At 64.1% G+C, this 26,680-nt stretch carries 24 protein-coding genes and 1 pseudogene; 14 read left to right on the forward strand and 11 right to left on the reverse strand.

Translation table 11 applies throughout. The features are described 5' to 3' along the window. Positions 1–159: pseudogene (locus tag ABS769_RS17285) on the reverse strand (IS5/IS1182 family transposase); the annotation flags it as partial. Positions 160–656: 497 nt separating this feature from the next. Between ABS769_RS17285 and ABS769_RS17290 the strand changes: the two are divergent. Continuing rightward, on the forward strand, positions 657–1,580 hold the full coding sequence (locus ABS769_RS17290; RefSeq protein WP_317062627.1) for an IS110 family transposase: 924 nt from the start codon (positions 657–659) through the stop codon (positions 1,578–1,580). Between the two features lie 263 nt (positions 1,581–1,843). On the opposite strand, the gene ABS769_RS17295 is transcribed toward ABS769_RS17290, so the two are convergent. Then, entirely contained in the window at positions 1,844–2,710 is an 867-nt protein-coding gene (locus tag ABS769_RS17295; RefSeq protein ID WP_046933190.1) for a glucose 1-dehydrogenase, read from the reverse strand. Between the two features lie 221 nt (positions 2,711–2,931). Here ABS769_RS17295 and ABS769_RS17300 point away from each other — a divergent pair, with 221 nt between their 5' ends. From ABS769_RS17300 to ABS769_RS17320, 5 genes are all read left to right on the forward strand, one after another. Continuing rightward, positions 2,932–3,573, forward strand: coding sequence for a DUF6766 family protein (locus tag ABS769_RS17300; RefSeq protein WP_317062628.1), 642 nt, complete (start codon positions 2,932–2,934; stop codon positions 3,571–3,573). Positions 3,574–3,714: 141 nt separating this feature from the next. Then, a complete protein-coding gene (locus ABS769_RS17305) occupies positions 3,715–3,900 on the forward strand; it encodes a hypothetical protein (protein WP_350498214.1) in 186 nt (61 codons plus the stop codon). 391 nt (positions 3,901–4,291) lie between these two features. After that, positions 4,292–4,432 carry a hypothetical protein gene (locus tag ABS769_RS17310; RefSeq protein WP_317062629.1) on the forward strand — a complete coding sequence of 47 codons (141 nt, stop codon included), beginning with the start codon at positions 4,292–4,294 and terminating at the stop codon, positions 4,430–4,432. 33 nt (positions 4,433–4,465) lie between these two features. Next, complete coding sequence (locus tag ABS769_RS17315; RefSeq protein ID WP_317062630.1) at positions 4,466–5,746, forward strand: sigma-54-dependent transcriptional regulator; 1,281 nt, start codon at positions 4,466–4,468, stop codon at positions 5,744–5,746. Then, positions 5,746–5,973 (forward strand): hypothetical protein, encoded by a 228-nt coding sequence (locus tag ABS769_RS17320; protein ID WP_176340289.1) that lies wholly within the window; start codon positions 5,746–5,748, stop codon positions 5,971–5,973. The genes ABS769_RS17315 and ABS769_RS17320 overlap by 1 nt, the downstream gene beginning before the upstream one ends. Positions 5,974–6,006: 33 nt before the next feature. On the opposite strand, the gene ABS769_RS17325 is transcribed toward ABS769_RS17320, so the two are convergent. After that, on the reverse strand, positions 6,007–6,390 hold the full coding sequence (locus ABS769_RS17325) for a response regulator (protein WP_317062631.1): 384 nt from the start codon (positions 6,388–6,390) through the stop codon (positions 6,007–6,009). A gap of 207 nt (positions 6,391–6,597) precedes the next feature. On the opposite strand from ABS769_RS17325, the gene ABS769_RS17330 reads away from it, so the two are divergent. Both ABS769_RS17330 and ABS769_RS17335 read left to right on the forward strand, forming a co-directional pair. Continuing rightward, positions 6,598–10,140: a CheR family methyltransferase gene (locus ABS769_RS17330; protein ID WP_317062632.1), complete on the forward strand. Its 3,543-nt coding sequence runs from the start codon at positions 6,598–6,600 to the stop codon at positions 10,138–10,140. Between the two features lie 275 nt (positions 10,141–10,415). Further along, positions 10,416–10,988 carry a hypothetical protein gene (locus ABS769_RS17335; RefSeq protein ID WP_317062633.1) on the forward strand — a complete coding sequence of 191 codons (573 nt, stop codon included), beginning with the start codon at positions 10,416–10,418 and terminating at the stop codon, positions 10,986–10,988. A 411-nt stretch (positions 10,989–11,399) separates the two neighbouring features. On the opposite strand, the gene ABS769_RS17340 is transcribed toward ABS769_RS17335, so the two are convergent. Both ABS769_RS17340 and ABS769_RS17345 read right to left on the reverse strand, forming a co-directional pair. Next, positions 11,400–12,299, reverse strand: coding sequence for a manganese catalase family protein (locus ABS769_RS17340; RefSeq protein ID WP_317062634.1), 900 nt, complete (start codon positions 12,297–12,299; stop codon positions 11,400–11,402). A gap of 134 nt (positions 12,300–12,433) precedes the next feature. After that, positions 12,434–12,940 (reverse strand): ferritin-like domain-containing protein, encoded by a 507-nt coding sequence (locus ABS769_RS17345; protein ID WP_016900918.1) that lies wholly within the window; start codon positions 12,938–12,940, stop codon positions 12,434–12,436. Between the two features lie 542 nt (positions 12,941–13,482). On the opposite strand from ABS769_RS17345, the gene ABS769_RS17350 reads away from it, so the two are divergent. Continuing rightward, entirely contained in the window at positions 13,483–13,677 is a 195-nt protein-coding gene (locus ABS769_RS17350; RefSeq protein WP_317062636.1) for a hypothetical protein, read from the forward strand. 23 nt (positions 13,678–13,700) lie between these two features. Here the strand turns inward: ABS769_RS17350 and ABS769_RS17355 are convergent, their stop codons facing one another. Next, a complete protein-coding gene (locus ABS769_RS17355) occupies positions 13,701–14,915 on the reverse strand; it encodes an FAD-dependent oxidoreductase (protein ID WP_317062637.1) in 1,215 nt (404 codons plus the stop codon). A gap of 313 nt (positions 14,916–15,228) precedes the next feature. Between ABS769_RS17355 and ABS769_RS17360 the strand changes: the two genes are divergently transcribed. The 4 genes from ABS769_RS17360 (at position 15,229) to ABS769_RS17375 (ending at position 19,459) form a co-directional block, all read left to right on the forward strand. Then, positions 15,229–16,524 carry a sensor histidine kinase gene (locus ABS769_RS17360; protein ID WP_180968612.1) on the forward strand — a complete coding sequence of 432 codons (1,296 nt, stop codon included), beginning with the start codon at positions 15,229–15,231 and terminating at the stop codon, positions 16,522–16,524. Beyond that, complete coding sequence (locus ABS769_RS17365) at positions 16,521–17,297, forward strand: LytR/AlgR family response regulator transcription factor (protein WP_046344540.1); 777 nt, start codon at positions 16,521–16,523, stop codon at positions 17,295–17,297. Before ABS769_RS17360 ends, ABS769_RS17365 begins: the two co-directional genes overlap by 4 nt. 35 nt (positions 17,298–17,332) lie before the next feature. After that, a complete protein-coding gene (locus tag ABS769_RS17370; RefSeq protein ID WP_065032928.1) occupies positions 17,333–17,704 on the forward strand; it encodes a hypothetical protein in 372 nt (123 codons plus the stop codon). 159 nt (positions 17,705–17,863) lie between these two features. Then, the gene (locus ABS769_RS17375) at positions 17,864–19,459 is read left to right on the forward strand and encodes an APC family permease (protein WP_317062639.1); all 1,596 of its coding nucleotides are present in this window, start codon (positions 17,864–17,866) and stop codon (positions 19,457–19,459) included. 299 nt (positions 19,460–19,758) lie between these two features. On the opposite strand, the gene ABS769_RS17380 is transcribed toward ABS769_RS17375, so the two are convergent. Continuing rightward, complete coding sequence (locus ABS769_RS17380; RefSeq protein WP_317062640.1) at positions 19,759–20,451, reverse strand: hypothetical protein; 693 nt, start codon at positions 20,449–20,451, stop codon at positions 19,759–19,761. A 312-nt stretch (positions 20,452–20,763) separates the two neighbouring features. Here ABS769_RS17380 and ABS769_RS17385 point away from each other — a divergent pair, with 312 nt between their 5' ends. Then, a complete protein-coding gene (locus ABS769_RS17385) occupies positions 20,764–21,699 on the forward strand; it encodes an oxygenase MpaB family protein (RefSeq protein WP_317062641.1) in 936 nt (311 codons plus the stop codon). 108 nt (positions 21,700–21,807) lie between these two features. Here ABS769_RS17385 and ABS769_RS17390 read toward each other — a convergent pair whose 3' ends face one another. From ABS769_RS17390 to ABS769_RS17405, 4 genes are all read right to left on the reverse strand, one after another. After that, the gene (locus ABS769_RS17390; RefSeq protein WP_317062642.1) at positions 21,808–23,913 is read right to left on the reverse strand and encodes a M13 family metallopeptidase; all 2,106 of its coding nucleotides are present in this window, start codon (positions 23,911–23,913) and stop codon (positions 21,808–21,810) included. A 111-nt stretch (positions 23,914–24,024) separates the two neighbouring features. Then, complete coding sequence (locus ABS769_RS17395; protein WP_074058575.1) at positions 24,025–24,720, reverse strand: glycosyltransferase; 696 nt, start codon at positions 24,718–24,720, stop codon at positions 24,025–24,027. Positions 24,721–24,835: 115 nt separating this feature from the next. Further along, positions 24,836–25,831, reverse strand: a complete 996-nt coding sequence (locus ABS769_RS17400; RefSeq protein WP_317062643.1) for an aldo/keto reductase — start codon at positions 25,829–25,831, stop codon at positions 24,836–24,838. 240 nt (positions 25,832–26,071) lie between these two features. Further along, on the reverse strand, positions 26,072–26,641 hold the full coding sequence (locus tag ABS769_RS17405) for a flavodoxin family protein (protein ID WP_317062644.1): 570 nt from the start codon (positions 26,639–26,641) through the stop codon (positions 26,072–26,074). Positions 26,642–26,680: the final 39 nt, after the last annotated feature.

Below are 26,680 nucleotides of genomic sequence, written 5' to 3' on the forward strand. Positions count from 1 at the left end.
CGGCTGCCGACCTGGCCGCCCCGACACCGGATAGTGCGGTGCGATCAGCCCGAGCAGTTGCTGCCACGGAACCACCTGCTCCATCTCGGCCAGAAAGATCTCGCGCCGGGTCTGCTTGCGTTTACCCAGGCCCTCAGCGTCACCGAACGTCAGTTGCATGGATGATTCCTCACTCTGTGGCAATAGTGTCGCGCATCTGCTGTGCTTTGTTCAGAGGCTCCTTAGATTGATCGCGGCTTAGAAAGTGTTCTTCGCTTGCGAAGTGCTGGATCTTTGTTCGGCCGCATCCGAGCGCTGCCAAAAAGCATCGCTCAGGCATCATTGCGAATCCGCAGACGTTACGCCCGGCTGATGACATTGTTTGTCGATCAGCAGCCGCGATGAGTGGAAGCGTGGCGTCGTATCCGGGGGCGGGACCATGTGGCGGCATGGATGCCGCCACTGAGCCTTATCTGTTCGGATTCTGCCAGTCTGGGTGTCGAGAGCCGACGTGGGCCACCGTGAGAGCCTAGATCATTGCCGATCGTCGTGGAGACAGGTGCCCACGTCGGTTTCTCCCCCGTATCGCCCGAACAGTTGCCAGTGTTGCCACGCGTAGACGTAAGGCTGGGCAGGCGGGGGAGCTCTCGACCCTTTAAGCCTAACGGAGTTCGCCCATGAACGGCATCGGGATTGATGTGTGCAAGGCCATGTTGGATGTAGCCGTCCATCGCGGCCCTTTCGAGCGGTTTCACAACACACCCGCGGGCGATCGCAAGCTTCTGTCCTGGCTGGCGACGCAGCAGGCTGGCCAGGTTGTCCTGGAGGCGTCTGGCGGTTACGAACAGCAGATACTGGATGCCCTGTTCGACGCCGGTCACCAAGTCGTGCGGGCCGATGCGTACCGCTGCCAGGCCTTCGCTGCTGCCACCGGTTTGCCGGCAAAAACAGATCGCCTGGATGCAACCAATCTGGCCTGCATGGCGGCCACCCTTGAGCTGCGTGCCTATCAGCCGATGGAGCCTTGGCGGCGAAAGCTGCGCGAGTTCGTGCGTGCGCGACAGCAGCTTGTGGAGCTGGCAACAAGCGCGCAAAACCAGTTGGAACAGGGGACGGACACCAGCTTACGCCGCCTGCTGCAGGCCAATATCACGCAGATGAAAAAGCACTGCGTGCGACTGGAAAAACACATCGCCGAACAGGTCCGCCAGCAACCGCAGTTGGAAGCGATGCGTTCGTTTAAAGGCGTCGGAGCGATCCTGCAAGCGGTGATCGCCAGTTATCTGCCGGAGCTGGGCACCCTCGATGGCAAGGCCATTGCCAAGCTGGTCGGCGTCGCTCCCATCGCCCACGATAGCAGCACCACGCGCGGCATCCGCAGGATCGGCGGCGGGCGGATCGAGGTGCGCAACGTGCTGTACATGGCCTGCCTGTCGGCCATCCAGTACGAGCCCCGGATCCGGGAGTTTTATCGGTCGCTGCGGGCACGCGGAAAGCCCGGCAAGATCGCCGTCGTGGCGGCGATGCGCAAGATGCTGGTCATCCTCAACGCCCGCGCCAGAGATGCGCTAGCCGGACAGGCCCAAGCCATCCCGACCTGAGTGTCAATGCGCTCGATGGGGCCATGGCTGCCGACAGGCGGCCAGCACCACCGTGCCCGGCTTGCGGAGCGGCAGAGCCACTCCAACAACACAGTTGCTCCACGAACGGATTCACGGCGTGTCCCGTGAGCGGCAAGGGCACCGCGCGCTCGGCCAACCGCGCCTTTGATCGAATCTGAAATGCACATGCGGCGCGCTGCTGCACACAAAAAAACCCGCGTTGCTGCGAGAGCAACGCGGGTTTGGCGATAACGTGGAGCGGGTTACAGAGTAACGGCGCCACCGGCAATGGTCAGCAACGTGCCGGAGGTGTAGCTGGCAGTGTCGGCCGCCAGCATCACGTAGGCCGATGCCAGCTCGACCGGCTGGCCGGGCCGCCCCATCGGGGTTTGGCTGCCGAAGTTTTCCACCGAGTCTTCGTCCATGCCTGCCGGAATGAACGGCGTCCAGATCGGGCCGGGCAGCACCGCATTGACGCGGATGTGCTTGTCGGCCAGCACGCCGGCCAGACCAATGGTGAGGTTGGCCAACGCGCCCTTGGTGGCGGCATAGGGAAGAATATTCGGAGTCGGTTTCTTGGACTGCACCGAGGCGGTATTGATGATGGAGCCACCGTCCTTCATCAACGGCACCGACAGCTGCACCAGATGAAACACCGCATGCACATTGGTGTCGAAGGTCTTGCGCCATTCGTCTAGCGTAATGTCTTCGAAATTTTGGAAATACTTCTGGTAGCCGGCGTTGTTGACCAGAATGTCCAGTCCGCCGAAGGCGCTGTTGACCTGTTCGATCAATGCTGCGGCCTGGTGCGGGTCGCTGATATCGCAACCGACCAATAGCGCTTTGACGCCGGCCTTTTCGATCAGCGCACCGATCCTGGCCGCGTCCTCCTGCTCATCGGGCAGATACGCGATGGCCACGTCGGCGCCTTCGCGTGCGTAGGCAATCGCCACCGCAGCACCAATGCCGCTGTCGCCACCGGTGATCAGCGCGCGCTTGCCTGTCAGCTGCCCGTGACCGACGTAGCTATCTTCGCCATGGTCCGGGCGTGGATCCATCTTCTCGGTCCGGCCGGGGAAGCCCTGCTGCTGCGGCTTGAACGGCGGGCGTGGGTAATTGGGGACGGGCATGTGGGGTCTCCTGACGGTGTGGATCACTACGAAGTGAGCGTCAGTGTGGTCATGCAGACGTAAACGTCCGGGCTAGACGATGTCGCCGGCATGTGTGTTGCGCGCGGCGCGTTCACGTTGTCAGCAAGCACTCCAGCCGATCTCACGGTGGGCAGTGCGCGCAGGCTTCATGCGCTTTTGCCGATCACGCTCGATACTGCACGCATCGTCAGGAGTTACGCATGGTCTTTCGTCGCAATGGGTTGTCGCTGTGTCTGCTTGCGCTGACGCTGCTCTTCATCGGCTGCCAGATCTATGCCGGCCTGCATGCTTACAACGCGGAGTTGGCGGAGCAGCGCCAGCCAACGCTGCTGCTGGCCGCGTATCTGCACAGCCCGCATTTCGTCTCGGCCCTGTTCGAGAACTGGGAGAGCGAGTTCCTGCAGATGGGTATGTATGTGCTGCTGACCGTCAAGCTGCGCCAGGTGGGTTCGGCCGAGTCGCGTCCGCTCGATCCTGCTGAAGAAAGCGCCGAGATCAAGCCGGGCCAGACGCCGTGGCCGGTGCGTGCCGGTGGGCTGTGGCTGCGCGTGTATGAGCACTCGTTGGCGCTGGCATTTGGGGTGCTTTTCCTGATGAGTTTTGTCCTGCATCTGCTCGGCAGTTGGCGGCTTGCGTTGCTGGAGCGCCTACAAAAAGGGTTACCGCCGATCAGCATCCTCGACCATTTCACCGACGCCGGGTTCTGGTTTGAATCGATGCAGAACTGGCAGAGCGAATTCCTGGCGGTGTTCGCGCTGGTGGTGTTGACCATCTGGCTACGGCAGAAGGATTCGCCGCAGTCCAAACCGGTGGCGGCACCGCATTCGCAGACCGGTGGCTGAGCATGTTCGGATCACGCGTACTTGGCGTAGTTGGCGGGGCCATCTGCGCAATCACTTCACACGGTGACGCAGGTTTGTTCACCACCTTGCAATGCCCGCCTGCCTAGCGTGGTGACACGACAATCAGGCAGGAGAATCGCAATGGCTAGTGAACCGAAGAAACCGTGGGGTCCGGACGATGACCAGAGCAAGCCGTTCACGCCGCAGGAGCAGCGCAACGAGAATGTCGAATGGAAGGTGCACGACATGCCCGACGAAGACCGCGACGTCAACAAAGCGGATCCGGAACAGGACTACGAACGCCCGGATGGATCCGAAAAACGCTGAGCCCAACCGCTACGCGATACCGACGAAGGCGCCTGCATCCGCGGGCGCTTCTCGTTTCAATGACCGTACAAGCCCGGTGTTTGAGCGATCTGTACACACGCTCTCCACCATGAGTGCGTAGGCTGTAGATAGCACATCGAACCCGACCGGCCCCGCTGGAGCGGTTCGCCCAACGCCTCCCATGGCGCTGGCCCAGGTCAGCACCAGCTGACGCCTAGATCGCGATGTAGCAGCGCAAGCGAGCTGATCCAGTAGCTCATCGATGATGGCATCCGCCTCGGACTGGCGTGGCAGCCTTCGCAAAACCTTGCACTTCGTGGCGTTTTGGCACTCGCGCTGCGCCGATCGAGCCCAACCGTGACGCTTGGCACTGGCGTAACCAGGATTTGCCATGCGTACTTCGGTCAAAATCGGCACGGCGGGCTCGACATTGGGGAAAGAGCTACGCTCATCCCTGATGGTGATGACACCGGTGTGCCACTCGACGTGGCGAGCGGCGCTTTTTCGCGCCGTCGTCACAATTCACAACTGAACATGTATCAGCACTTTGCGGACAGAAGCGCCCATGGACCGTCTTTCCTGCGCCATCATCGACGACGACGTGGAGTTCTGCGATCAGGTGGTGGAGTTAGCCACCGATAGCGGCTTCCGGGCCAAGGGCATGCACACCCTTGGCGAAGCCAGCCGTTGGCTGGACAGCAATTTCCCTGACCTGTTGGTCGTGGACGTTGGCCTGCCTGACGGCAGCGGTTTCGATCTCATCGAACGGCTCGACCCGGATCACACGCCACAGATCGTGGTGGTGTCGGGCGATTACGCCTATGAAACCAAGGGCCGCGCGCAGCAGTTCGGGGTCAGCGAGTTCCTGACCAAGCCATTCGCGCCGGAACGCCTGGAGCGTGTGCTCGGCGGTCTGCGTGAAGCGCAGCAGGGCAACCTGGGCATCGTCGGCAACAGCGACAGCATCGTGCTGTTGCGCAAGGACATCGTGCGCGTGGCGCCAACCGACTTGAACGTGCTGGTGACCGGCGAGACCGGTACCGGCAAGGACCTGGTCGCGCGTGCCATCCATCGTGTCTCCGGTCGTCGCGGTCGCTTTGTGCCGGTCAACTGCGGCGCAATCCCGGAAGAGCTGCTGGCAAGCCAGCTGTTCGGTCACGAGCGCGGCAGCTTCACCGGCGCCGATCGTCGCCATGCCGGATTTCTGGAGCAGGCTGCCGAGGGCACGCTGTTTCTGGACGAAATCGGCGAAATGCCCAAGCGTCTGCAGGTGTATCTGCTGCGGGCGATCGAATCGCGCAGCTTCATGCGCGTGGGCGGCAACGAAGAGATCCCGCTCGATGCGCGCGTGGTCGCTGCCACCCACCAGCATGTGCAGCGCGAGCAAGCGGTGCTGCGCGAGGATCTGTTCTACCGGCTCAACGAATATCCGATCCCGGTGCCGCCACTCCGCGAACGGCGTGGCGATGCGCGGTTGCTGGGCTTGCGTGTGATCGACGAACTCAACGTCAAATACGGCGCGCGCAAGTTGCCGACCAAGTCATTGCTGCGCTATCTGGCGTACCACACCTGGCCGGGCAACGTGCGTGAGCTGCGCTCGTTCATCCGCTATCTGTATCTACGCTCCGATGGCGACCTGTTGAGTGCGCCGGACGTGGAGCAGACCGTGCCGCAGGCCGACGAGAACGGATTGTTGATTCCCGCAGGCTGGACCATGCGCCAGGCCGAGGACGCGATGATCGAGGCAGCATTGGCACGTACCCGCTTCAACAAGAAGGCCGCCGCACGTGAGTTGGGCATCAGTGTGCGAACCTTGCACAACCGGCTCAGCGACAAGGACGCGTAGTGGCCGATGCATCCGATGGACAGCGGCGTGAGCTGCTCCACCAATTGCGCAATCGTCTCAACGTGATGGGATTTGCGCTGTATGCGTTGCGCAACGAGGCCTCCAAGCCACTGGAGACCTTGCGCAGCGCGCACCAGTCAGCGGTGGAGCTGCTCAATCAGCTCGGCGAAGAAGAGCGCGCCCGCCAGCAGATGAAGGACACCCAGGCCGACACTTCCGATCGGTGACGGGTTGTCGGTGAGATCCGATCAGCGGATCGATCAATAATGCTCGGCCGGTTGAGCCTGGTCGCTCAGTAGCGTGGTGATCGCGCGCGGGTTGTACGGCTTCATGCAGTACGACAGATGCGCAAAGCGCGCCGGCAGCGTGTAGCGGTCATAGCCGGAACAGAACGAGAACGGGACCCCGCGCTCCAGCAATGCATCGGCCACCGGAAACACCGGCTGGCCGCGCACATTGACGTCGAGCAACGCACCATCGATCTCTTCGCCCGAAGTCACCAGCGAAAGCGCCTCGGACACATTGCCCACCGGTCCGACCACGCGGACACCGGCTTCGATCAGCAAGTCGTTGAGCGATTCGGCGAGCAGGTAATCGTCTTCGACCACCAGAATGCGGCGGCCGTGCAGTGTGTGGTTGGGCATAAAAAACTCCGGAGGCAGGATGCAGTCTGACGACGCACCCGTGCATCGTGCGCGTAGCACACGTTAATAACGCGCGTAAGCAAGCACTTCAAAGAGCGATCTCTTCAAGGTTTAGCACCGGTGCATGCGCGCGTGGATGTCTACACCACTTTGCTTCATCATCAACGACAGACGTTTCTGTCTTGCACCGACGATGTGATTTCCGTGATGACCAATACTGCTGCCCTCCAAGACGACGTCGTGCCTGATACCGCGGCGCAGGCGCCTTTGTTCGTTCTCGGGATAGGCACCGCAGGGCTGGATGCTGCCCGCCTGGCCGAGCTGCTGGATACCGTGGCGGGGGCGCCCAATCTGGCCATCATGTTGTTGCTGCGCGATCGCCAGTTGCTGGACGAAGACCGCCTGCGCGAATTGCTCGGCGATCAGGCCAGTCTGTTGCTGGTGCCCAACGACGGCGACCAGCTGCAGCCCGGGCATTTCTATCTGCCGCCCGGCGCCACCTTGGTGACCTTGGAAGAAAACCGGGTCCGTCTGCGTGCGCTGCCGGAGGGCGAAAGCGATCATGGCTTGATCGATACCTTCTTCGTGTCGATGGCGCACGACCAGGATGGCAACGTGATCGGGTTGATCATGGGCCGCTTCGATGGCGATGGCACGCTAGGGACCGCCGCCATCAAGGAATGCGGTGGGCTTGCGCTGGTGGTGGACGATCCTGCCTTGCAGGCGCTGGATTTGCGCAGCGCAAGCAACGCGGCCGCGATCAGCGACGATATTCTGCCGCTGCCAGCTGTGGCCGCGCGCATCGCCGCACACATGCAGCGCCATTACGGACTCGGTCATCCCGCCCCAACCGGCGTGCGCACTGGCAGCGAGAACGATCACCTGAGCCAGGTGGCGGGCATCCTGCGTAACACCACCGGGCACGATTTCCATGGTTACAAACGCGCCACGTTCCTGCGCCGCGTGCAACGGCGCATGCAGGTCGTGCAGGTGGATACGCTGGAACAGTATCTGGACGCGCTGCGCAACCGCTTCGACGAACCGCTGCAGCTGTTCAACGATCTGTTGATCGGTGTGACCCAGTTCTTTCGCGACCGCCGCGAGTTCGAGTTCCTGGAGCAGCAGGTGATTCCACGCCTGTTTCAGGGAAAGCACGTCGGCGACAGCCTGCGCGTGTGGGTGCTGGGCTGCTCCACCGGGGAAGAAGCATATTCGTTGGCGATGCTGCTGCGTGAGCACGCCGAAACGCTGGATTCCCCACCCCGCATCCAGATCTTTGCCAGCGATATCGATGGACGTGCGCTGGCGGCGGCACGGGTGGGGCGGTATAGCTCAAGTATCGTTAGCGAGGTTGCGCCGGCGCGCCTGCGGCGTTGGTTTGTCAAGGAAGGCGATACCTATGTGGTGAGCAAGGAACTGCGTGAGTTGTGCGTGTTTTCCCAGCACAGCATCGTCAAGGACCCGCCATTCTCGCGGCTGGACCTGGTGTCGTGCCGCAATCTGCTGATCTACCTGGATGCGGAGCTGCAGAACCGGGTGATCCCGATCTTTCATTTCGCGCTACGGCCGGGTGGGTATTTGTTCCTGGGGAATGCCGAAAACGTCTCGCGCCACGCAAAGTTGTTCGTGCCGGTGGAACGCAGCTTCCGCGTCTTTCAGCGTATCGATGCCGAGAACAACGTGCATGCCACCTTTCCCAACATGCCGCTTGCCGCAGCGGGTAGGGTGCCTGCACCGCCGCAGCGGCAGCGCACCTCCAGCAATGCCTTGGTGCGTGCCGGCGAGCGCATCGCCGATCGGTACGCGCCGGCATATGCGGTGCTGGACGAGCATTTCGATGTGCTGCATTTCTCCGCGCAGGCCGGGCGTTTCATTCGTCCCGGCAGTGGTGCGCCCAGCCTCAATCTGCTCAACCTGATCCATCGCGATCTGCGCCTGGATCTACGCAGTGCGCTGAGCCGCGCCGAATCGGACCAGTCGCCGGTGCATGTCAACGGCGTCCAGGTGCATGAGGACAACTCGACCTGGGCGGTGGATCTGTTCGTGGAGCCGACCTCTGCCTCGGAGGTGCCGCGCGGGTATGTGGTGCTGTTTCAGGAAGTGGAAGCGCGCGAACCGGTGGAGCTGCCCACGCCATGCGACACTGCCTCCACCGATGCGCAGGTGCAGGTGCTGGAAAACGAGTTGCGCATCACCCGTGAGCGGCTGCAGTCGATGATCGAGGAGCTGGAGAGCACCAACGAAGAGCTCAAGTCCTCCAACGAGGAATACCAGTCGCTCAACGAAGAGATGCAGAGCGCCAACGAGGAACTGGAAACTTCCAAGGAAGAGCTGCAGTCGGTTAACGAAGAAGTCACCACGGTCAACGGTGAGCTGGCCCACCGCGTGCAGGAGCTTGCGCAGACCAACAGCGATCTGAAGAACCTGCTGGAAAGCACTCAGATCGCCACGGTGTTTCTGGATAACGAATTGCGCGTCACCAACTTCACGCCTGCAGTCACCGACATCCTTCCGTTGGTGGAAAGCGATATCCATCGGCCGATCAGCAATATCAAGCTGCACGTGGACTACGACGAACTGCAGGACGACGTGCACCGGGTCATCCGCACGCTGGCGGTGCTCGATCGCGAGGTGGAAAACCCCACCACCCACGCACGCTACATGGTGCGTGTGCTGCCGTATCGCACCGTGCACAACTTCATCGGTGGCGCGGTGCTCACGTTTATGGACGTGACCCCGCTGACTCTGGCCGAGCAGGCCTTGCGCAGCAGCGAGCAACGCCTGCGCACTCTGATGGAAGGAATTCCGCAGTTGGTGTGGCGCTCGCTCGATGGCGGGCACTGGACCTGGTCCAGCCCGCAGTGGTCGCGCTATACCGGGCAAAGCGATGCCGACAGCCTGGAACTGGGCTGGCTGCAGGCAGTGCACCCGGACGAACGCGCGCTGACAATGGTTGCCTGGCACGACAGCCGGCACACCGGTGAACTGGATGTGGAGCATCGCCTGTACAACGCTGCCGAGCAGAGCTATCGCTGGTTTCATACCCGTGGCTCGCCGGTGCGCGACGAGCGCGGCCAGGTCGTGGAATGGCTGGGCACCTCTACCGAATCGGACAATTTACGCCGCCTGCAGGAAGAGCAGCGCGTGCTGGTGAGCGAGTTGCAGCACCGCACCCGTAACCTGATCACGGTGGTGCAATCGGTGGCCAGGCAGACCGTGCAGACCAGCCAGAGCATGCCGGAGTTCATCGGCAAGTTCGACGATCGGTTATCGGCCCTGTCGCGCGTGCAAGGCCTGTTGTCGCAGTCGGATGCGATGCCGACCACCATCGGTGCGCTGCTGCACATGGAACTGGATGCGCTCGGTGCCGAGCCGGATCAGCGGCGCATCCTGGTCGAAGGCCCGGATGTGGCGTTGCGCAAATCCACCGTGCAGACACTGGCGCTGGCATTGCACGAATTGGCCACCAACGCACTCAAGCATGGCGCGCTTGCGGTGGAGACCGGCACCTTGTCGATCCGCTGGGATGTGGTGTCCGGCGAGGACACCCCCGCGCGGCTGGTGCTGCATTGGGTCGAGGAAGGCGCAGTGAAAAAGTTGCGTCACGACCGCGATGAGGCCAGTGGGTTTGGCCGTCGCCTGATCGAAAAAGCCTTGCCTTACAGCCACGGCGCGCAGACGCGTTACGAGCTCAGCGATACGCGACTGGAATGCGAAATCCAGCTGCCGCTCAATTCGATACACGGTTGAGATGCATTGCACACGGTCTAAGAGCGGCTAACAAAACGTAGCGAGCTCCGTCGCGTTACACTGCAACTGCATGCAGACCTGCATGCAAATGCACCCGTCACGGAAAATGCTGCGCACCAGTGCACATCTTGCGACCTGTTCGATCGTCGCTAAAGAAGCATATGTAGCTGAAGTCACCGAGGGCCTTGCAGCACCGGTGTCCGCGTCAGTCGAAAACCTGGCGCGCATTGTGCGTACCCACTTGGTGTCCTTGAGACGTACACAGTGGAGTAGTCATGATTACGCGCATTCTTCAGTTGTCCGCCCGCGTGGCGAGCAACGCATGGGTCGAGATCGGCGTGGGTGCCGAAGCGGACATTCTGGTCGCCGAACGTGGCGGCAGACGCGAAGAGCGTGCCACCTTCGGTCGACGCGCGCCGGGGCAGCAGCGCTCGATCCACATGCAGGAACCAAGCTGGTTGAGTGGCGTGGATCTGGCGATCTGGGAAACCCAGCGCTGTGCGATTCCGCTATGCGGATTCGTCTGCACGGCCTCTGCAGATGGCAGCACTGCAGCCACCTGGTTGAGTCAGGACAACGGCGAGGTGTATGTAGCGGGCCTGCGCAACGTGATGGATATCGGCGGCCGCCTGCAAATGGGGTTCTCCCTGCTGGTGGCCTCATCGGCCAGCATGCCCACGCATCGTCCGTTGTGCATCGAAGGCGATGTCAGACAATGGCTGCAGGGCGGCGGCAAAGTGGCCATGCTGCATCTCACGCCTTGGCAGTTGGGTCGCCATACGACTGCAGCCGGCGTACGGCCTGACTGGACCAGCGAGGAGCACTCGGCGCAGATTGCGCGCGTATGAGTGGGAATGTCGGGTAGCAAACATAAAGGGGCCCCTGGGGCCCCTCGTCGTTTTGGTCGTGCGATGTTTTTTAGCTGCGGAAGGCGGCATGGTCATGCGTCATGCATTTCGCATGCATCGCACGCGGCTAGGGCATCAAGCCTTCGACCGGTTCGGCTTGGAACATCCGACTCACGCTGAAGCTCCGGTCTTGGTGGCCTTGAGAGGTGATTGAACGGTGTGGATGCATCGGGGGCAGAGCGGTTGATCTGCGGGTTGGCTGCAGGGCCCTTGCCCGCCCACCGTCGCGGGACACGCTGCAAGTACGTCCTTGTAAGCTCTTACGCGGCATCCATGCCGCGTAAGGTCGCAATAAAAAGCCCGGATCGCGAACGATCCGGGCCAATGCTGGGTGCGTTGGCACTCAGCGATTCAGTGCTGGATATCGCCGGTGGTGGAGCCGGCACCCGGGCCTGCGCCCAGGTCGGCACCGGTCACGCGATCGAGTTCCGGATTGGAGAGCAGGCGCAACGACATCGCATCCAGTGCGTCGGTCTGGGTCGCATCCAGCGCAACCGTGGCCGAGCCATCGCCACCGTCCACTGCAGACTGTAGATCGCGGTCTGCAACCGTGTCCCATTGCTCGCCGGTATTCCATGGGCCGACCATGTCGCCTTCGCCCTGCGACATGTTGTAGTAAATGTCAGTGAAGCGCGGATCACCCGGCAGCTTGCCCGGCGGGAAGTTCGGCTCGATCGAGTACAGCGCTTTTTCGAACGACTTCTGATGCGCCACTTCGCGCGTCATCAAAAAGCGCAGCGCGTCCACGATGCCCGGATCGTCGGTCACGGTGATCAAACGCTCGTAGACCAGCTTGGCGCGTGCTTCGGCAGCGATGTTGGAACGCATGTCGGAGGTCGGGCAACCGATCGAATCCACATACGCCGACGTCCACGGCACACCGCTTGAGTTGACCAGCGCCGGGCCACCACCGTACAGAATCTGCTGGGTGTGGCTGGTGCTGTTCTGGGTCATGGTGCGCATCTCCATGGCCTCGTCCATGCCTTCCGAGAGCACAGCCTTCGGGCCCTTGTTGAGCATGGCGATGATCGAGCCGATGATTTCCAGGTGGCTCAATTCTTCGGTGGCGATATCGAACAACAGATCCTTGCGGCCCGGATCGTCTTCGCCCAATGCCTGGGTGAAGTACTGCATCGCAGCGGCAAGTTCGCCCTGCGGTCCACCAAACTGCTCAAGCATCAACGTGGCCAGATCCGGATTGGGTTCGGCCACGCGAACGGTGTACATCAGACGCTTGTTATGCATAAACATGGATGGTATTTCCTGGCTGGCGCCCGACGACGACTGCAACGCGGCATGCGCGCAGAAACCTGAGGCTGGCTACGGGTGGGGGTTGCCCGCGGAATGCGGGCAAACACGGGCAGCAGCGCCGCCCGCGCGATGCATCAGGCCGCTTTGCTGGCCTTGGATGCCTTTTGATTGCCGCCTTGCTCGGCGAGCAGGGTCAGCTTTTCATCGGTGGCCTTTTCTTCTTCCAGCGTCGACAGCAGCAAGCTCACCGCATCGGTGTAGCCCAGCTGCTTTGCAATCGCAGCGATGGTGCCGTACGAGGCGATCTCGTAATGCTCCACCTTCTGTGCGCCGCCGATCAGTGCCGCATCGCGTACCGGACCTTCTTCGATCTCGTCGATCACCTCGCGGCTTTCCTCGACCAGGCCTTCCATCGCGGCACACTTGATGCGCTTGAGCTTGATGCCGAGCAGTTCGACGATCTGGTCGATGCGTTCGATCTGGCCCTGGGTTTCTTCCAGGTGCAGCTTGAACGCTTCCACCAGCTTGGGTTCGGTGGCCGCACGTGCCAGGCGCGGCAGCGATTTGGTCAACTGCTTTTCTGCGCTGTAGATGTCCGACAGCTCGTGGACGAAAAGCTCTTCAATTGTCTTGATCGCCATGGGCGGCTCCTTTGGATGGATAGGTAGATAAACGATGCGGTGCAGCGTGTGTGCTTCTTGCCTGCGCTTGCGTGCGGACCAGCTGCATCGTCACTGCGGCATCGCAGTGCCTGACGTGACGCCAAGCCCGCAATGCAGCGTTGTTGTCGTGCTTGCTCACGCTGCCTCGCATGGTCGCTACGCTAATCGTCGGCGTGTTAGCGCGATCGGTGGATGCGGTGACGCCAAGGCGATAACGACCTGTGCCGTGAGCAGCGCGGTGATGATGCGCAGGTAATCGATTCGCCAGCGCCGAGCCGCGGCCACCGCACTGCAACCGACCGAAATTGATGCCGGCTTCTCGAGATGCATGCGCAACGCGCATGACCGCGGCCGTGCATGCGGCACCGGTGCGCCTGTGCCGATGTCGATGCCATTGCGCGGATGTCGATGCGCACGCGCAGCGATTGCACCGGCACCGTGCGGCATGCACCGCCGGGAATGCACGCCGTTGCAGACCGATGCGCTACAACCGATAGCTGGTCCTTGCCCCTGGAGCTGCCATGACGCCGTTGGACAAACCGTTACGCCGCGAGCTGCAGATCGGCGAGCAGGTCTATACCCTGGTCATCGACCCGCAGGGCTTGAAGCTGGTCGAAAAAGGCCGACGCAAAGGCGTGGTCTTGCGGTGGGACGAACTGGTCAGCGGCGATGCCGCACTGGCCCGCGCGCTGCAGGCCTCGCTTGGCGAGTCCTGAGCGCAACGCGCGGGAAAACCGATTCAGCGCGCAGGAAACAAGCGTGCCAGTTCGCGGACCGCTGCTGCGGACGCGGCGTGATCCGGCGTGGCATCGGGGTTGTTGAAATCATGGGCACCTTGCGACTGCACCAGCAAACCATCGCGACGCGGCACCACATTGAGATTGTGGCCGCGCCAGACCAACCCGTAGGTCACTTCCGGTTGCGGAATCAGGCGCGCGGTCTGCCCACGTACCGGGATGACGCTGTCGTCGCCAAGCAATGCGCGCGCGCCGTAGCCGGTGGCATTGACCAGGATCTTCTCGCGCAGCTGGCCGAACTGGCGCGGATGTTCGAAGTTGCGCGTGTACAGCTCGCCGCCGGCCCGCAGAAAGTCGTCCATCAGCAGGCGCGCGTAGGCGCTGAGGTTGAAGGTCAGCTGGCTGTAGCGGCGCACGAACGGCACCGGAAACGGATGACTGCCGGGCGCAACCGGTTGCGAGCGTGGGCCGAGATCGTCGAGCAGGTCGCGCTCCAGTGGCGGGTAGTCCGGCTCGTGCGCTTCGGCCGACGCGCTCGGTTGATCGAACGGCACATCCGACAACGCATAGCCATCGCGCCATTCGATCGGCTCGCCCGGCAGGCCCAGCAGGGTCTGGTAGCGGCGAAACGAAATGCGCGCCATCTCTTCCCAGCGGGTCCTGAAATCGGCGCTGGCGTGCTCGCTGGTGCACACGCGCGAGTCCGGCGACCACACGCCGGTGGCGTAGAACGAGCGCACATCCGGCAGGCGCTCGCGCGCATAGATGCGCACGCGCAGGCCCGCACGTTGCGCCACCAGCGCGGTGGTCAGCCCGATCGCGCCGCAGCCGATCACCGCCAGCTCGCGCGCATCCGCATCGGCGGCCTGCACCAGCCGCAGCGCATGCTCGGCCGCGCCCCACGACAGCGACCACCCGCTGCCGCCATGTCCATAGTTGTGCACCACCGTCTTGCGGCCGATGCGTTCGGCCTCGATCCGCGGCCCCTGCGCACGGAACGGGCGGGTGCAGCCGTTGATCGCAATGATGCGATCGACCGCCGCACGGATCGGCGCCAGCGGCGGCGCTGCGGCGAACTGGTCGGGCGAGGCGCCCGGCGACGTGGCGGGTAGCGGCGAGGACGGCGCAGCGGCCACCTTGCCGGTCGCGGCCCAGCTCCCGGTGGAAGCGGCCGCGAGCGCGATGCCGACGCTGTGCAGGAAATGACGACGGTGCATGCGGCTCCTGAGCGATGTGCAGAAAGTGATTGGGGTAACGGCGCCTGCGTGACCGGCCACGCGTAGCGCGCGGTGCAGTACCGGTAAACGCCAGGCCCTGCGCTGCGCGCCAGCGACCGGCACCCCGCAGCATCGTCGGTCGCGCACGCCGAGCATACCGCGCGCATCTGTGCCTGCCACCGTCGACCAGGCAGGTTTCGCACCGCGATCCGGGCAGTTGAAGCCGCGCCAGCGCCCATTCGTCGCCCGGGGGCGTTCGCCCGATCGCTTGCCGGCTATGCTCGCCGCGTCCCAACCCAACGAGCTCCCACCCGTGTCTGCCAGCGTCTTCCTGATCGTGCGTATCGTGTTCGCCTGGGCCGCCGCGTTGCTGGTGGCTGCGATCATGTGGGCGCAGCTGTTCGGCTCCACCGGCGCGTTCTTCGGGCTGATCTGCGTGGTGCTGCTGACGCTTGCCCTGATGAGTGCGATCACGCATGTGCGCCGGGTGCGCCTGATCGCCGGGCGGCTGGATCACGACACTTTGTCGACCCGCCAGCGCCGCCAGATCGAGGTGCCGCTGGACGTGCAGGCCAGCTTTGCCGTGGTCGAAGAGGCCGTGCGCGCGTTGCCGCGCGTGCAGGACATCGAATGCGCGCCCGGCAGCCTGCTGATCCGCGCCAAGGTGCGCCGCATCGACCCTTACGAAGGACGTCAGCCCTCGCGCTGGAACCTGTTCGCGCGTTTTGCGATCAAGCGCAATCAGGTACTGGTGACGATCACGCCGGGGCAGGGCACCAGCAGCGTCACGGTGTTGTGCGAGCCCGACGCCGGCGCCTGGGTGGACCTGTTTGCGGTGGACGAAGGCAGCAATTACGAGAACGCCGAGGCGATCAATCGCGCGGTGGTGCGCCGGGTCGGCGAGCAACGTCGCGACGAACAGGCCGCGGCCGAGCAATCGGTGATGGAAAAGGAACTGGCGGTGGCCCGCCTGAACCTGCTGCATGCCCAGGTCGAGCCGCACTTTCTCTACAACACGCTGGCCAGCGCACAGGTGCTGGCACGCACCGACCCGCCGCGCGCGGAAATCATGATCGGGCACCTGATCCAGTACCTGCGCAGCTCGCTGCCCAGCGCCGACGGGGCCATCTCCACCCTGGGCGAGGAACTCGAACGCACCCAGGCCTATCTGGAAATCCTGCGCATCCGCATGGGCACGCGGCTGGCCCTGCAGGTGGAGGTGCCGTACGAGCTGCGCGCGCTGCAACTGCCGTCGATGATGCTGCAGACCCTGGTGGAGAACGCGATCAAACACGGGCTGGAACCCAAGCCCGGCGGCGGCACGATATGGATCCTGGCGCGTCGCGTCGACGACCATGCCACGCTGACCGTGGCCGACGATGGCCAGGGCTTCGGCACCCACACCCAGGGCACCGGCATCGGCCTGAAGAACCTGCGCGAGCGGCTACAGTTGATCTACGCCGGCAAGGCCAGCTTTGCCATCGTGTCCAATTTCCCCAGCGGCGTGGCCGCCACCATCAGCCTGCCGCTGCCGGCGCAGATGACCGCCACACGCATGCCGCCGCCGTTGCCAGGCACGCACAGCTCCACCGCGCAGGTGCAGGCGTGAGCGCGCTGCGTGCGGTGATCGCCGAAGACGAGGCGCTGCTGCGGCAATCGCTGCTGGCCCTGCTTGCCCAGGTCTGCCCGCAGTTGCAGATCGTGGGCGAATGCGAAGACGGCGCCGGCGCGCTGGAGACCATCGCCGCGCAGCAGCCGGATGTGGTGTTCCTGGATATCCGCATGCCCGGGCTCACCGGCATCGAGGTGGCGCGTGCGTTGCGCGAGGTCAGCCCGCGTACCCAGGTGGTGTTCGTCACTGCCTACGACCAGTACGCCATCGATGCGTTCGAACACGGCGCAGTGGACTACCTGCTCAAGCCGATCAGCCGCGAGCGCCTACAGGCCACCTGGCAGCGCGTGCAACAGCGCGCCGCAGCCGGCCAGCCGGACGGCCAGCTGCTGGAGGCCTTGTTGCAGCGCCTGTCCGCGCGCCCTGCTGCCGCCAGCGCCGCGCCGCCACTGGCCTGGCTTACCGCCAGCAGCGGCCGCGAGACGCGCCTGATCGCGCTGGACGAGGTGGCGTATTTCCAGGCCGACCAGAAATACACCACGGTGATGACCGCCGCCGGCGAGGCGATCCTGCGCACGCCGCTGCGCGAGTTGCTCGACGTGCTGGATCCGCAGGTGTTCAAGCAGATCCACCGCTCCACCATCGTCAACATGAAGGCGGTCGCCTCGGTGGTGCGCGAGGACACCGGCAAGGGCCGGCTGGCACTGCGCGGGCGCAGCGAAACGCTCACCGTCAGCCAGCCCTTCATGAGCCTGTTCCGCGGCATGTAATTCCCCCGATCGCATCGACTGAAAGGATTGCTGATATGCGCCTGATCGCCTCCCTCGTGTATTGCCTGCTTGCCTTGGCCGGTTGCCACGACCGCAACGGCACCACCTCCATCACGCGCGCTACCAGCAATGGCCAGGACGTGATCTTCAGCAAGACCCTGGCCACCGCCACCGACCTCAATGTGCACTGCCTGGCCAGCAGCAGCGGTCGCTGCCATTACCTGGTGTACGAGGAACACTGCGCCGCGCCTGCCGCAAGCAACACGACGGGTACACCAGCCTGCGCACGCAGGACGCTGGACAGCTTTGCGCTGACACCCGGGCAGGTGCGCGAACTGCGCGGCATTCCGCGTCAGGCGCATACCTGTGTGGATACCAGCGCGCCCAGCGCCGATTGCCATGGCTGAGCGCCCGTTGCAGGCCTGGCTTGGCCGAAAGCCCTTTCGGCTATGTCGCAAGCCATGCAACCGCACGCAAGCCTGAATACGCACTGACGATCAGCGGCCGCTTCTGCGATGATTGCCGGCTTGTTGCCGGTTCACGGCGTCCTCACTGCCAGGCTTCTCATGTCCGAACAATCGCTACGCCGCGACGTTGGCCCCTTCGCCCTCATGCTCACCGGCCTGGGCTCGATCATCGGTTCCGGCTGGCTGTTCGGTGCCTGGCGCGCTGCCGGCCTGGCTGGCCCCGGTGCGATCTGGGCCTGGATTCTGGGTGCGGCGATCATCACCACCATCGCGCTGTCCTACGCGGAACTGGGCGCGATGTTCCCCGAGTCCGGCGGCATGGTGCGCTACAGCCATTACTCGCACGGCTCGCTGGTGGGCTTCATCGCCGGCTGGGCCAATTGGATCGCGATCGTGTCGGTGATCCCGGTCGAGGCCGAGGCCTCGGTGCAGTACATGGCCTCCTGGCCATGGGCCTGGGCGCAGGGCCTGTATGTGCAGGCACCCGGCGGGGCCGGGGAGTTGTCGGTGCCCGGCCTGCTGATCTCGGCAGTGCTGGTGCTGGTGTATTTCTTCCTCAATTTCTGGAGCGTCAAGCTGTTCGCGCGCTCCAATACGCTGATCACCGTGTTCAAGCTGGTGGTGCCGGCGGCGACCGGCGTGGCCCTGATCGCCAGCGGCTTCCACAGCGAGAACTTCAGCGTCGGCATCCACGGCGATGCGCACGTGATCGACCTGGCCGCGGTGCTCACCGCAGTGGCTACCGCCGGCATCGTCTTCAGCTTCAACGGCTTCCAGAGCCCGGTGAACCTGGCCGGTGAAGCGCGCAACCCGGGGCGCAGCATTCCGTTCGCGGTGCTGGGCTCGATCGCGCTGGCCACGGTGGTCTACGTGATCCTGCAGGTGGCCTATATCGGCGCGGTGCCGCCGGACCTGCTGGCCAAGGCCGGCTGGCACGGCATCGATTTCCGCTCGCCGTTCGCCGAGCTGGCCATCATCGTCAACCTGCATTGGCTGGCGATGCTGCTGTACATCGATGCCTTCGTCAGCCCCAGCGGCACCGGCATCACCTATACCGCCACCACCGCGCGCATGGTTTACGGCATGGAAAAGAACGGCACCATGCCGTCGGTGCTGGGCAAGCTGCACCCGGTCTGGGGCGTGCCGCGCATGGCGATGTTCTTCAACCTGGCGGTGTCGTTCGTGTTCCTGTTCTTCTTCCGCGGCTGGGGCACGCTGGCGGCAGTGATCTCGGTGGCGACCATCATTTCCTACCTCACCGGCCCGATCAGCGCGATGGCGCTGCGCCGTCATGCCCCGGAGCTGCATCGCCCGCTGCGCATCGCCGCGCTGCCGGTGCTGGCCGGTGTGGCCTTCGTGATGGCCACCGAGCTGCTGTACTGGGCGCGCTGGCCGCTGACCGGCGAGATCATCCTGCTGATGGTCGTGGCGCTGCCGGTGTACTGCTATTACCAGGCCAAGCAGGGCTGGCCGGATCTGGGCCGCAACCTCAAGGGCGCCGCCTGGATGATCTGCTACCTGCCGACGATCGCGCTGCTGTCCTGGGCCGGCAGCAGCGACTTCGGCGGCCACGGCTATCTGAGCTACGGCACCGATCTGGCGGTGGTCGCGGCGGTCGGCGTGGTGTTCTACATCTGGGGTGTGCGCAGCGGTTGGCGCACGCCGTCGGTCGAGCGAGCGGTTGCGGAAGCGTAAGAACGGCATCAAACGGCTGCGCTCAGCCTCGGTAGGTGCGGCCGGTGCTCGGTAAGGCCTGCATTGCTGGTGTGCTGTAGTTGTTCCGCGACGTTTGCACCAGGTAGGCAACTCTCGGCTACGTGGTGTTGGTCGCTGCAGATGTTGACCAGCATTTGAAGCAGACGTCATCTAAATAGAAACGGCCGGTGCAGCTGCACCGGCCGTTTTTGTTTTGCTTCATGGCGCACGCCATTGTCGTGCGGTGACTCAATGGCTGGAAAAACTGCTTACGACACGCGGGTCGTTTCTGCAGATTTCTACGCGTTGGCCACCAAGCGCGGCGCGCCATCGAAGCGGTCCAGATCGCGCAGCAATTCGGTGTAGCGGCGCAGCCGGCCCATCTCGCGCATGTTGACGATGTCCTCGTGGCGCAGCTCGCGCCTGGAGGTGACTTCCTGCTTGTAGCGCAGCACTTCCGGGTAGCTGCGGGTCATGTCCAGCGCATCGGCGACGCACTCGACCGAATCGGCGTCCGGTGTCAGCCGCGCGCGGCTATTGAAGGCGCGCAACCAGCGTTCGAAACCGGCGCTGTGATCGAACAGATCGGCGATGTACCACATGACGAACAGGATCGACGCCCACGAAGTGAAGATGATCACCACGCGGCTGAAGGTCAGGTGGTAGTCGTTCTGCCACAACTGATGCGTGATCACCCCCAGCAGTACCAGCGAGATGGCCTGCCAGCCGATGATCGAGGCGATCACCCATTGTTTCTTCGCCACAGTGAGCAGGGCGAGCTCCTCGTCGAGCTGCTGGTCGGTCTTCTCGCGCCACTTGGCGACCTGCTCGTCGAAGGAGAGGCGATGGAGTGCGTTGTCCTGCAATAGCAGGCCCAAACCCTGGAACAAAGCGATCATGACAGGCTCCCGACGGATGGCTGGTACGAACGACTTGCTGCACTGGCGGTTGCCAGATGCGCTGGAGCGACCGACCCAACACCACAGGACCATGTGGCGTTCTGTCAGACGGCCTTAGTTCTAGCACTTTCGCCGTGCATGGCAATGCCCGATGCGAACCAATCGCCATGCATTCCTGCGCACTCGCGCACAAATCGTAGTATTCAGGCGATTTGCTGTGTTCTGATCCGCAGGGCGGCCGCGCTGCGGCGCGTTTCTTGCTGCACTGCACACCTGCGCGCGCGTGGAGACGCGTGCTGCAGCAGCCGGCCAACCCGCACGGACCAGCCCGCCGTAGTGCTGCCGTGAGCGGGAACGCAGCGCAATCACGACATGGCGTTGCATACGGCTGCGTATCATCTCCGCATGTCAGCCGTCCTGCGTACCCTCACCGCCCCCGCCGCCGAACAGATCCGCCGCTGGGTGCTGGGCGCGTTTCCACGTGGCCAGAGCACCATCGAATACGACCAGCCGTTGGGCGATCCCGGCATCTTCGGGCCTGACAGCGTTACCTGGCGCGTGCATTCCGAATTCCCCGGCATGCTGTCCGGCGGGCTGTGCGCGTTGATGCTGCAACTGCTGCACCCGCGCGCGCTGGCCGGGGTCTACGACCATTCCAACTTCCGCGTCGACCTGATCGGGCGGCTGCGCAGAACCACCAATTTCGTTGCCGGCACCACCTACGCACCGCGTGCGGAAGCCGAGCAATTGATCGCCCGCGTGCGCAAGATTCATGCGCATATCCGCGGCCAAACCGCCGACGGCGTGGCGTACGAGGCCAACGATCCACAGCTGCTGACCTGGGTGCATGTCACCGAGGCCTACGGCTTTTTGCAGGGCTGCCGGCGCTATTGCCGCGACGTGCCGGTTGCCATCGCCGACCGCTATTACGACGAAGCGCGACGTGTGGCCGAAGCGCTCGGCGCCACCGACGTGCCAGCCAGCGAGGCGCAGGTGGAGGCGTATTTCGCCGGCGTGCGTGGCCAGTTACGCATGGACGCACGCTCGCGCGAGGTGCTCGACATTCTCACCAGTATCCAGCTGCCGGTGCCTGCGGCAGGTTTATCGCGCGGGGTGTTTCTCGGCGCCGGCACCGCCTTGCTGCCGGGCTGGGCCAGCGACATGCTTGGCCGCACCACGCTGCAACGCACGCAGGCGCGTGCCTCGGCGCGTCTGTTGCGCAGCCTGTCGCCGTTGTTTCGCACTGCGTTACGCCGTGACGGGTTGTCTGCGCGTGCGTGTCGGCGGATGCAGTTGCCGCCGGCGATGTTGTTGCAGTGGCCGGGAGAGGGGTTGGGGTGAGGGTACGGCGAAGAGGCACATGCTCCAGACCCCAAAATTCCGCTCTACACCGCACACAGCTCCCGCTCTACGCCTTGCATGGCAATAGTCGTCCCTACCCGCCACCACCTACCAAATCCGCACCCGCTGCTCGGGCGCCAGATACAACTGCTCGCCCTGCTTCACACCGAACGCCGGATACCAGGCATCGAGATTGCGCACCGTCTGTGCGCGGAAGCGTCCAGGCGCGTGCACGTCGGTGAGCACCGCGTTGCGTAGCGCTGCGTCGCGGTACTTGCTGCGCCAGGCCTGTGCGAAGCCCAGGAAAAAGCGCTGATCCGGGCTGAAGCCATCAATGGTGTGCGGCTGCCTGCCCTGCAACGACAGTTGATACGCATCGTATGCAGTGGCCAGACCGGCAACATCGGCGATGTTCTCGCCCAGCGTCAGCTTGCCGTTGACCGCCAGGTCGTCGAATGGCCGGTAGGCGCTGAATTGCGCGGCCAGCGCATCGCTGGCAGTCGCGAATTTTTTCAGATCCTGCGGCGTCCACCAGTTGTGCAGCTCGCCATGTTCGTCGAACAGTGCGCCCATGTTGTCGAAGCTGTGGCTGATCTCATGGCCGATCACCGCGCCGATCGCGCCGTAGTTCACCGCATCGTCGGCGGCCGGGTCGAAGAACGGCGGTTGCAGGAGCGCAGCCGGAAACAGCAGGCGGTTTTCCAGCGGCACATTCAGTGCGTTGACTTCCTGCGGCAGCATGTACCACTCGCGGTGATCCACGGCCTTGCCCAGTTTGGCCAGGTTGCGGCGGTACTCGAACAGTTTGGCACGCTCTGCATTGCCCAATGCATCGTCGCGGCGCACGTCCAGGCCGCTGTAGTCGCGCCAGGTATCCGGATATCCCACCGCCACCGTCAACCCGGCGATCTTGGCCTTGGCGTGCTGCTTGGTCTCCGGACTCATCCACGCCAATGCATCGATGCGCTGGCCGAAGGCGGTGACGATGTTCCTGACCATCTCTTCGGTGCGCGCCTTGGTCTGCGCGCTCACGTATTTCTGTACGTAGCGCTTGCCGACCGCCTCGCCCAACGCCGCATTGGTCGCATCGATGGCGCGCTTCCAGCGCTGGCGTTGTTGCGGGGTGCCCTCCAGCGTGGTGCCGTAGAACGCGAAGCGTGCATCGGCGAAGGCCTTGGACAGATACGGCGAGGCGCGATCCAGCTCACGAAAGCTCAGATAGTCCTTCCAGGTCTGCAGCGGCTGCGATTGCACCAGCGCCGACAACCCGGCCACTGCCTGCGGCTGCCAGACGATGAAGTCCTGCTGCGATTTCAAGCCCGCCGCCTCGAAGAACAGCGTCCAGTCCAGCCCAGGTGCGTGACGTGCGAAATCGGCCTGTTTCCAGGCATTGGCGCCGGCCGGCACGTTGTTGGTCTGTTCGGCGGTGGCATGCACATGCGCCATCGCGGTTTCCAGCGCCAGGATGCGCTCTGCGCGGGCCGGTGCATCGCTGATGCCGGCCAGATGCAACAGCTTGACGATGTACGCGCGGTAGGCGTCGCGCAGTTGCGGCATGCGCCCGCCATCCAGATAGAAGCTGCGGTCGGGCATGCCCAGGCCGCCCTGCACCAGATACGGCACATAACGACCGGGGTGATGCAGGTCCTGCGTGATCCACAACCCGAACAGCCGATCGGTGTAGAAATTGGTGGAATTGAGCAGGTCCACATCGGCACGCAATTGGCCGCCCAACGTACGCGCCAGCGCCGGCTTGTCGTCCAGTTGCGCGATCGCATCCAGTGCCGGTTGCACCGGGCGCACGCCCTTGGCCTCGATGCCGGCTTCGTCCATGTAGGCCGCGTAGTAATCGCCGATCTGCTTGTCTTCGCCAGTGACGCGGTCGTTGGCGGCCGCGCCTTCGATGATGTCGCGACTGTGCCGCTCGGTCTCGATGGCAATGCCGACAAAGCTGTTGTAACTGGAGCGGTCGTCGGGGATCTGCGTGGTCTTCACCCAGTTGCCGCTGGCATACCCGAAGAAGTCGTTGCCCGGCGCCACGCTGCGATCCATGCCCGCCACATCGAAGCCGAAATCGCCCAGCTTCGGCGTGCTGGGTGCCGGCTTGGTGGTGGCAGAGGAGGTGGGCGTGCTGCCATCGCGGTGACACGCGACAGTGATCAGCAGCACCGCAGACAGCGCAGCGATCAGGACAGGGCGGTGCAAAGGGGCCATGCGGCACAGCTCGAAACCAGAACAGACGGCGCAGTGTAAGTGGCTGCCAGCGCCACGTCCCGGCTTGCGGACGACGACGGACATATGCCCGCATGGGTGGACACGCCCGGTTCAGCGCCGGCGCTGGTACCAGAAGCCGAGCGCATCGCGGGTCTGCAGCATGCGCCGCCCGCGCCAGAGAAAACGCAGCAGCAAGCCGAGGTGTTCGCGCTTGGAAAAGCTGCGCAGCTTGCGGTCGGAGGTATGCACGGTCTGGCGCAGGATCACGAACCGCCCGCAGCGTGCCAGCGCGCGGCTCAACGCCACATCCTCACCGGCGTAGTAACGCGTATCGAAGCCACCCGCGCTGACGAACGCCGCGCGCGTGCAGAACAGAAAGCAGCCGGGCGCGATGCCGCTGACACGAAACAACCAGCCGAAGATCGCCTGTGCGGTGCGCTCGGACCACACGCGCCTGCCCTGCAGGTGCACCTGCGCGCCACCGCCCACGGCACCGGCCTCCAGCGCCGCCAATGCCGCGCCCACCACCTGCGGGTTGATCAGCGTGTCGGCATCCAGAAACAACAACTGCTCGCCGCATGCCAACTGCGCGCCGGCATTGCGGGTGGCGGCGATATGCCGCAGTTGCACTTCCAGCACCTGCGCAGCATGCGCACGCGCGATGGCGGCGGTGTCGTCCTCGCAGGCATCGGCCACCACGATGACCTCGTAGTCCAGCTGCATGGTCTGCGCGCAGCCATGCAGGCACTGCAGCGTGTCGCCGATCAGCGCGGCTTCGTCGTGGGCGGGGATTACAAAAGACAGCATCTGGCGCGCGGCTCAGGTGAGGGTGCGCCAAGTGTGCGAGCCACGCCGATGCAATGGCGTGAGCGCCTGCGGCCGCCACAGCGGGTGCGGCCGCAGGCAGGACGCGAAGGCCGGCTCAGCGGTTGACGGTGGCCATCATCGCTTCCGGGTAGCGCGTGCCGGCCGCGGCCTGTGCCGGGAAAATCGCATCGATGCGTGCCAGCTCGTCCGGCATCAGCGCCACATCGAGTGCGCCGATGTTTTCTTCCAGATAGGCCAGACGCTTGGTACCCGGGATCGGCACCAGATCCTGGCCTTGCGCCAGTACCCAGGCCAGCGCCAGCTGTCCGGGTGTGATGCCCTTGTCGGCAGCGATCGCCTTGACCTGTTCGACCAGCTGCAGGTTGCGAGTGAAGTTGTCGCCCTGGAAACGCGGCGAATGGCGCCGGTAATCGTCGGCGTCGAAATCGTCCGGCGAGGAGAACGCGCCGGTGAGAAAACCGCGCCCCAGCGGCGAATACGGCACGAAGCCGATCCCGAGCTCACGCACCGCAGCGAACACGCCGTTGTCTTCCGGCTCGCGCGACCACAGCGAGTATTCGGTCTGTACGGCAGTGATCGGATGCACCGCATGCGCACGCGCAATGGTGTCCGCGGCCGCTTCGGAGAGCCCAAGAAAACGCACCTTGCCCTGCCTCACCAGACGCGCCATCGCGCCCACGGTGTCTTCGATCGGCACGTTGGGATCCACGCGGTGCTGGTAATACAGGTCGATATGCTCCACCCCCAGGCGGCGCAGGCTGGCTTCGCAGGCCGACTGCACGTACGCCGGGCTGCCATCGATACCGCGCACCGACGGGTCGTTGGCATCGAGCTTGATGCCGAACTTGGTGGCCAGGAACACTTCATGCCGGCGCGAGGCGATCGCCTTGCCGACCAGGATCTCGTTGGTGTGCGGGCCGTACATGTCGGCGGTGTCGAGCAGGCTGATGCCGTGATCGAGCGCGCGATGGATCACCTTGATCGAGCCGGCCTCGTCGCTGCGATTGCCGTAGAACGCGCTCATGCCCATGCAGCCGAGGCCGAGTGCAGAGACGGTGGGGCCGGAACGGCCAAGCGTGCGGGTTTGCATGGTGGGGGAACTCCGTGCGGTCAAAAGGGCGGGGCCAAGCATGGCGCGGGTGGCGTTAGGGCGATGTGGCTCGACCGGGGAGGCGTTGCGGTTGCGGCCGTTGCAGGCTGCTGCGACCGCCACCGCACCGATTGCGCCACGACGCAAAAGCCCGCGCATCCCGGCAGACCGAAGCCTGCCGCCATGCACGGGCCTTTTACGCGCACGCAACTACTTACGCGCACGCAACTACCTGCCGCGTCAGCCCTTGATCTTGCCGGCGAATTCGGCAATGCGCTTGCCGAGCAGCTTGGCGGTTTCCAGATCGCCGCTGCGTGGCGCTTCTTCCGGCGAGGCATCGGAGGGCGAGATCGCCAGTGCGCCTGCCGAGCCGGCGGTCCAGTTGATGTCCTGCGGGCCGTGTGCCTTGGTGTTGGCCGGCAGCAAGCCGGTGCCGACCCAGACCTGGCCGTGCTGCTGCGACAACGTCCAGAAGTACTGGATGGTGGCGTACTTGTCGCCGTTGACCGAGGCCGAGTTGGTGAAGCCGGCCGCGATCTTGTCCTTCCACGCCTGCGCAAACCACGGCTTGGAACTGGCATCGGCAAACTTCTTGAACTGCCAGGCCGGCCCGCCCATGTAGGTGGGGCTGCCGTAGATGATGGCATCGGCCGCACTGATCGCCTCCCAGGCGTCGTCGGGCAGGTTGCCGTCCTGGTCGATGCGATACAGCGTGGCCTCGCCGACGCTGGCGGCGCCGGCATGCACGGCTTCGGCCAGTTTGACGGTGTGGCCGTAGCCGCTGAAATACACGATGGCGATCTTGCTCATGGGCAATCCTTGAACCGAGGGGATCGGGATTGTGCGCAT

It is taken from the genome of Xanthomonas hortorum, from assembly GCF_040279205.1.
GTDB lineage: Bacteria > Pseudomonadota > Gammaproteobacteria > Xanthomonadales > Xanthomonadaceae > Xanthomonas > Xanthomonas hortorum_F.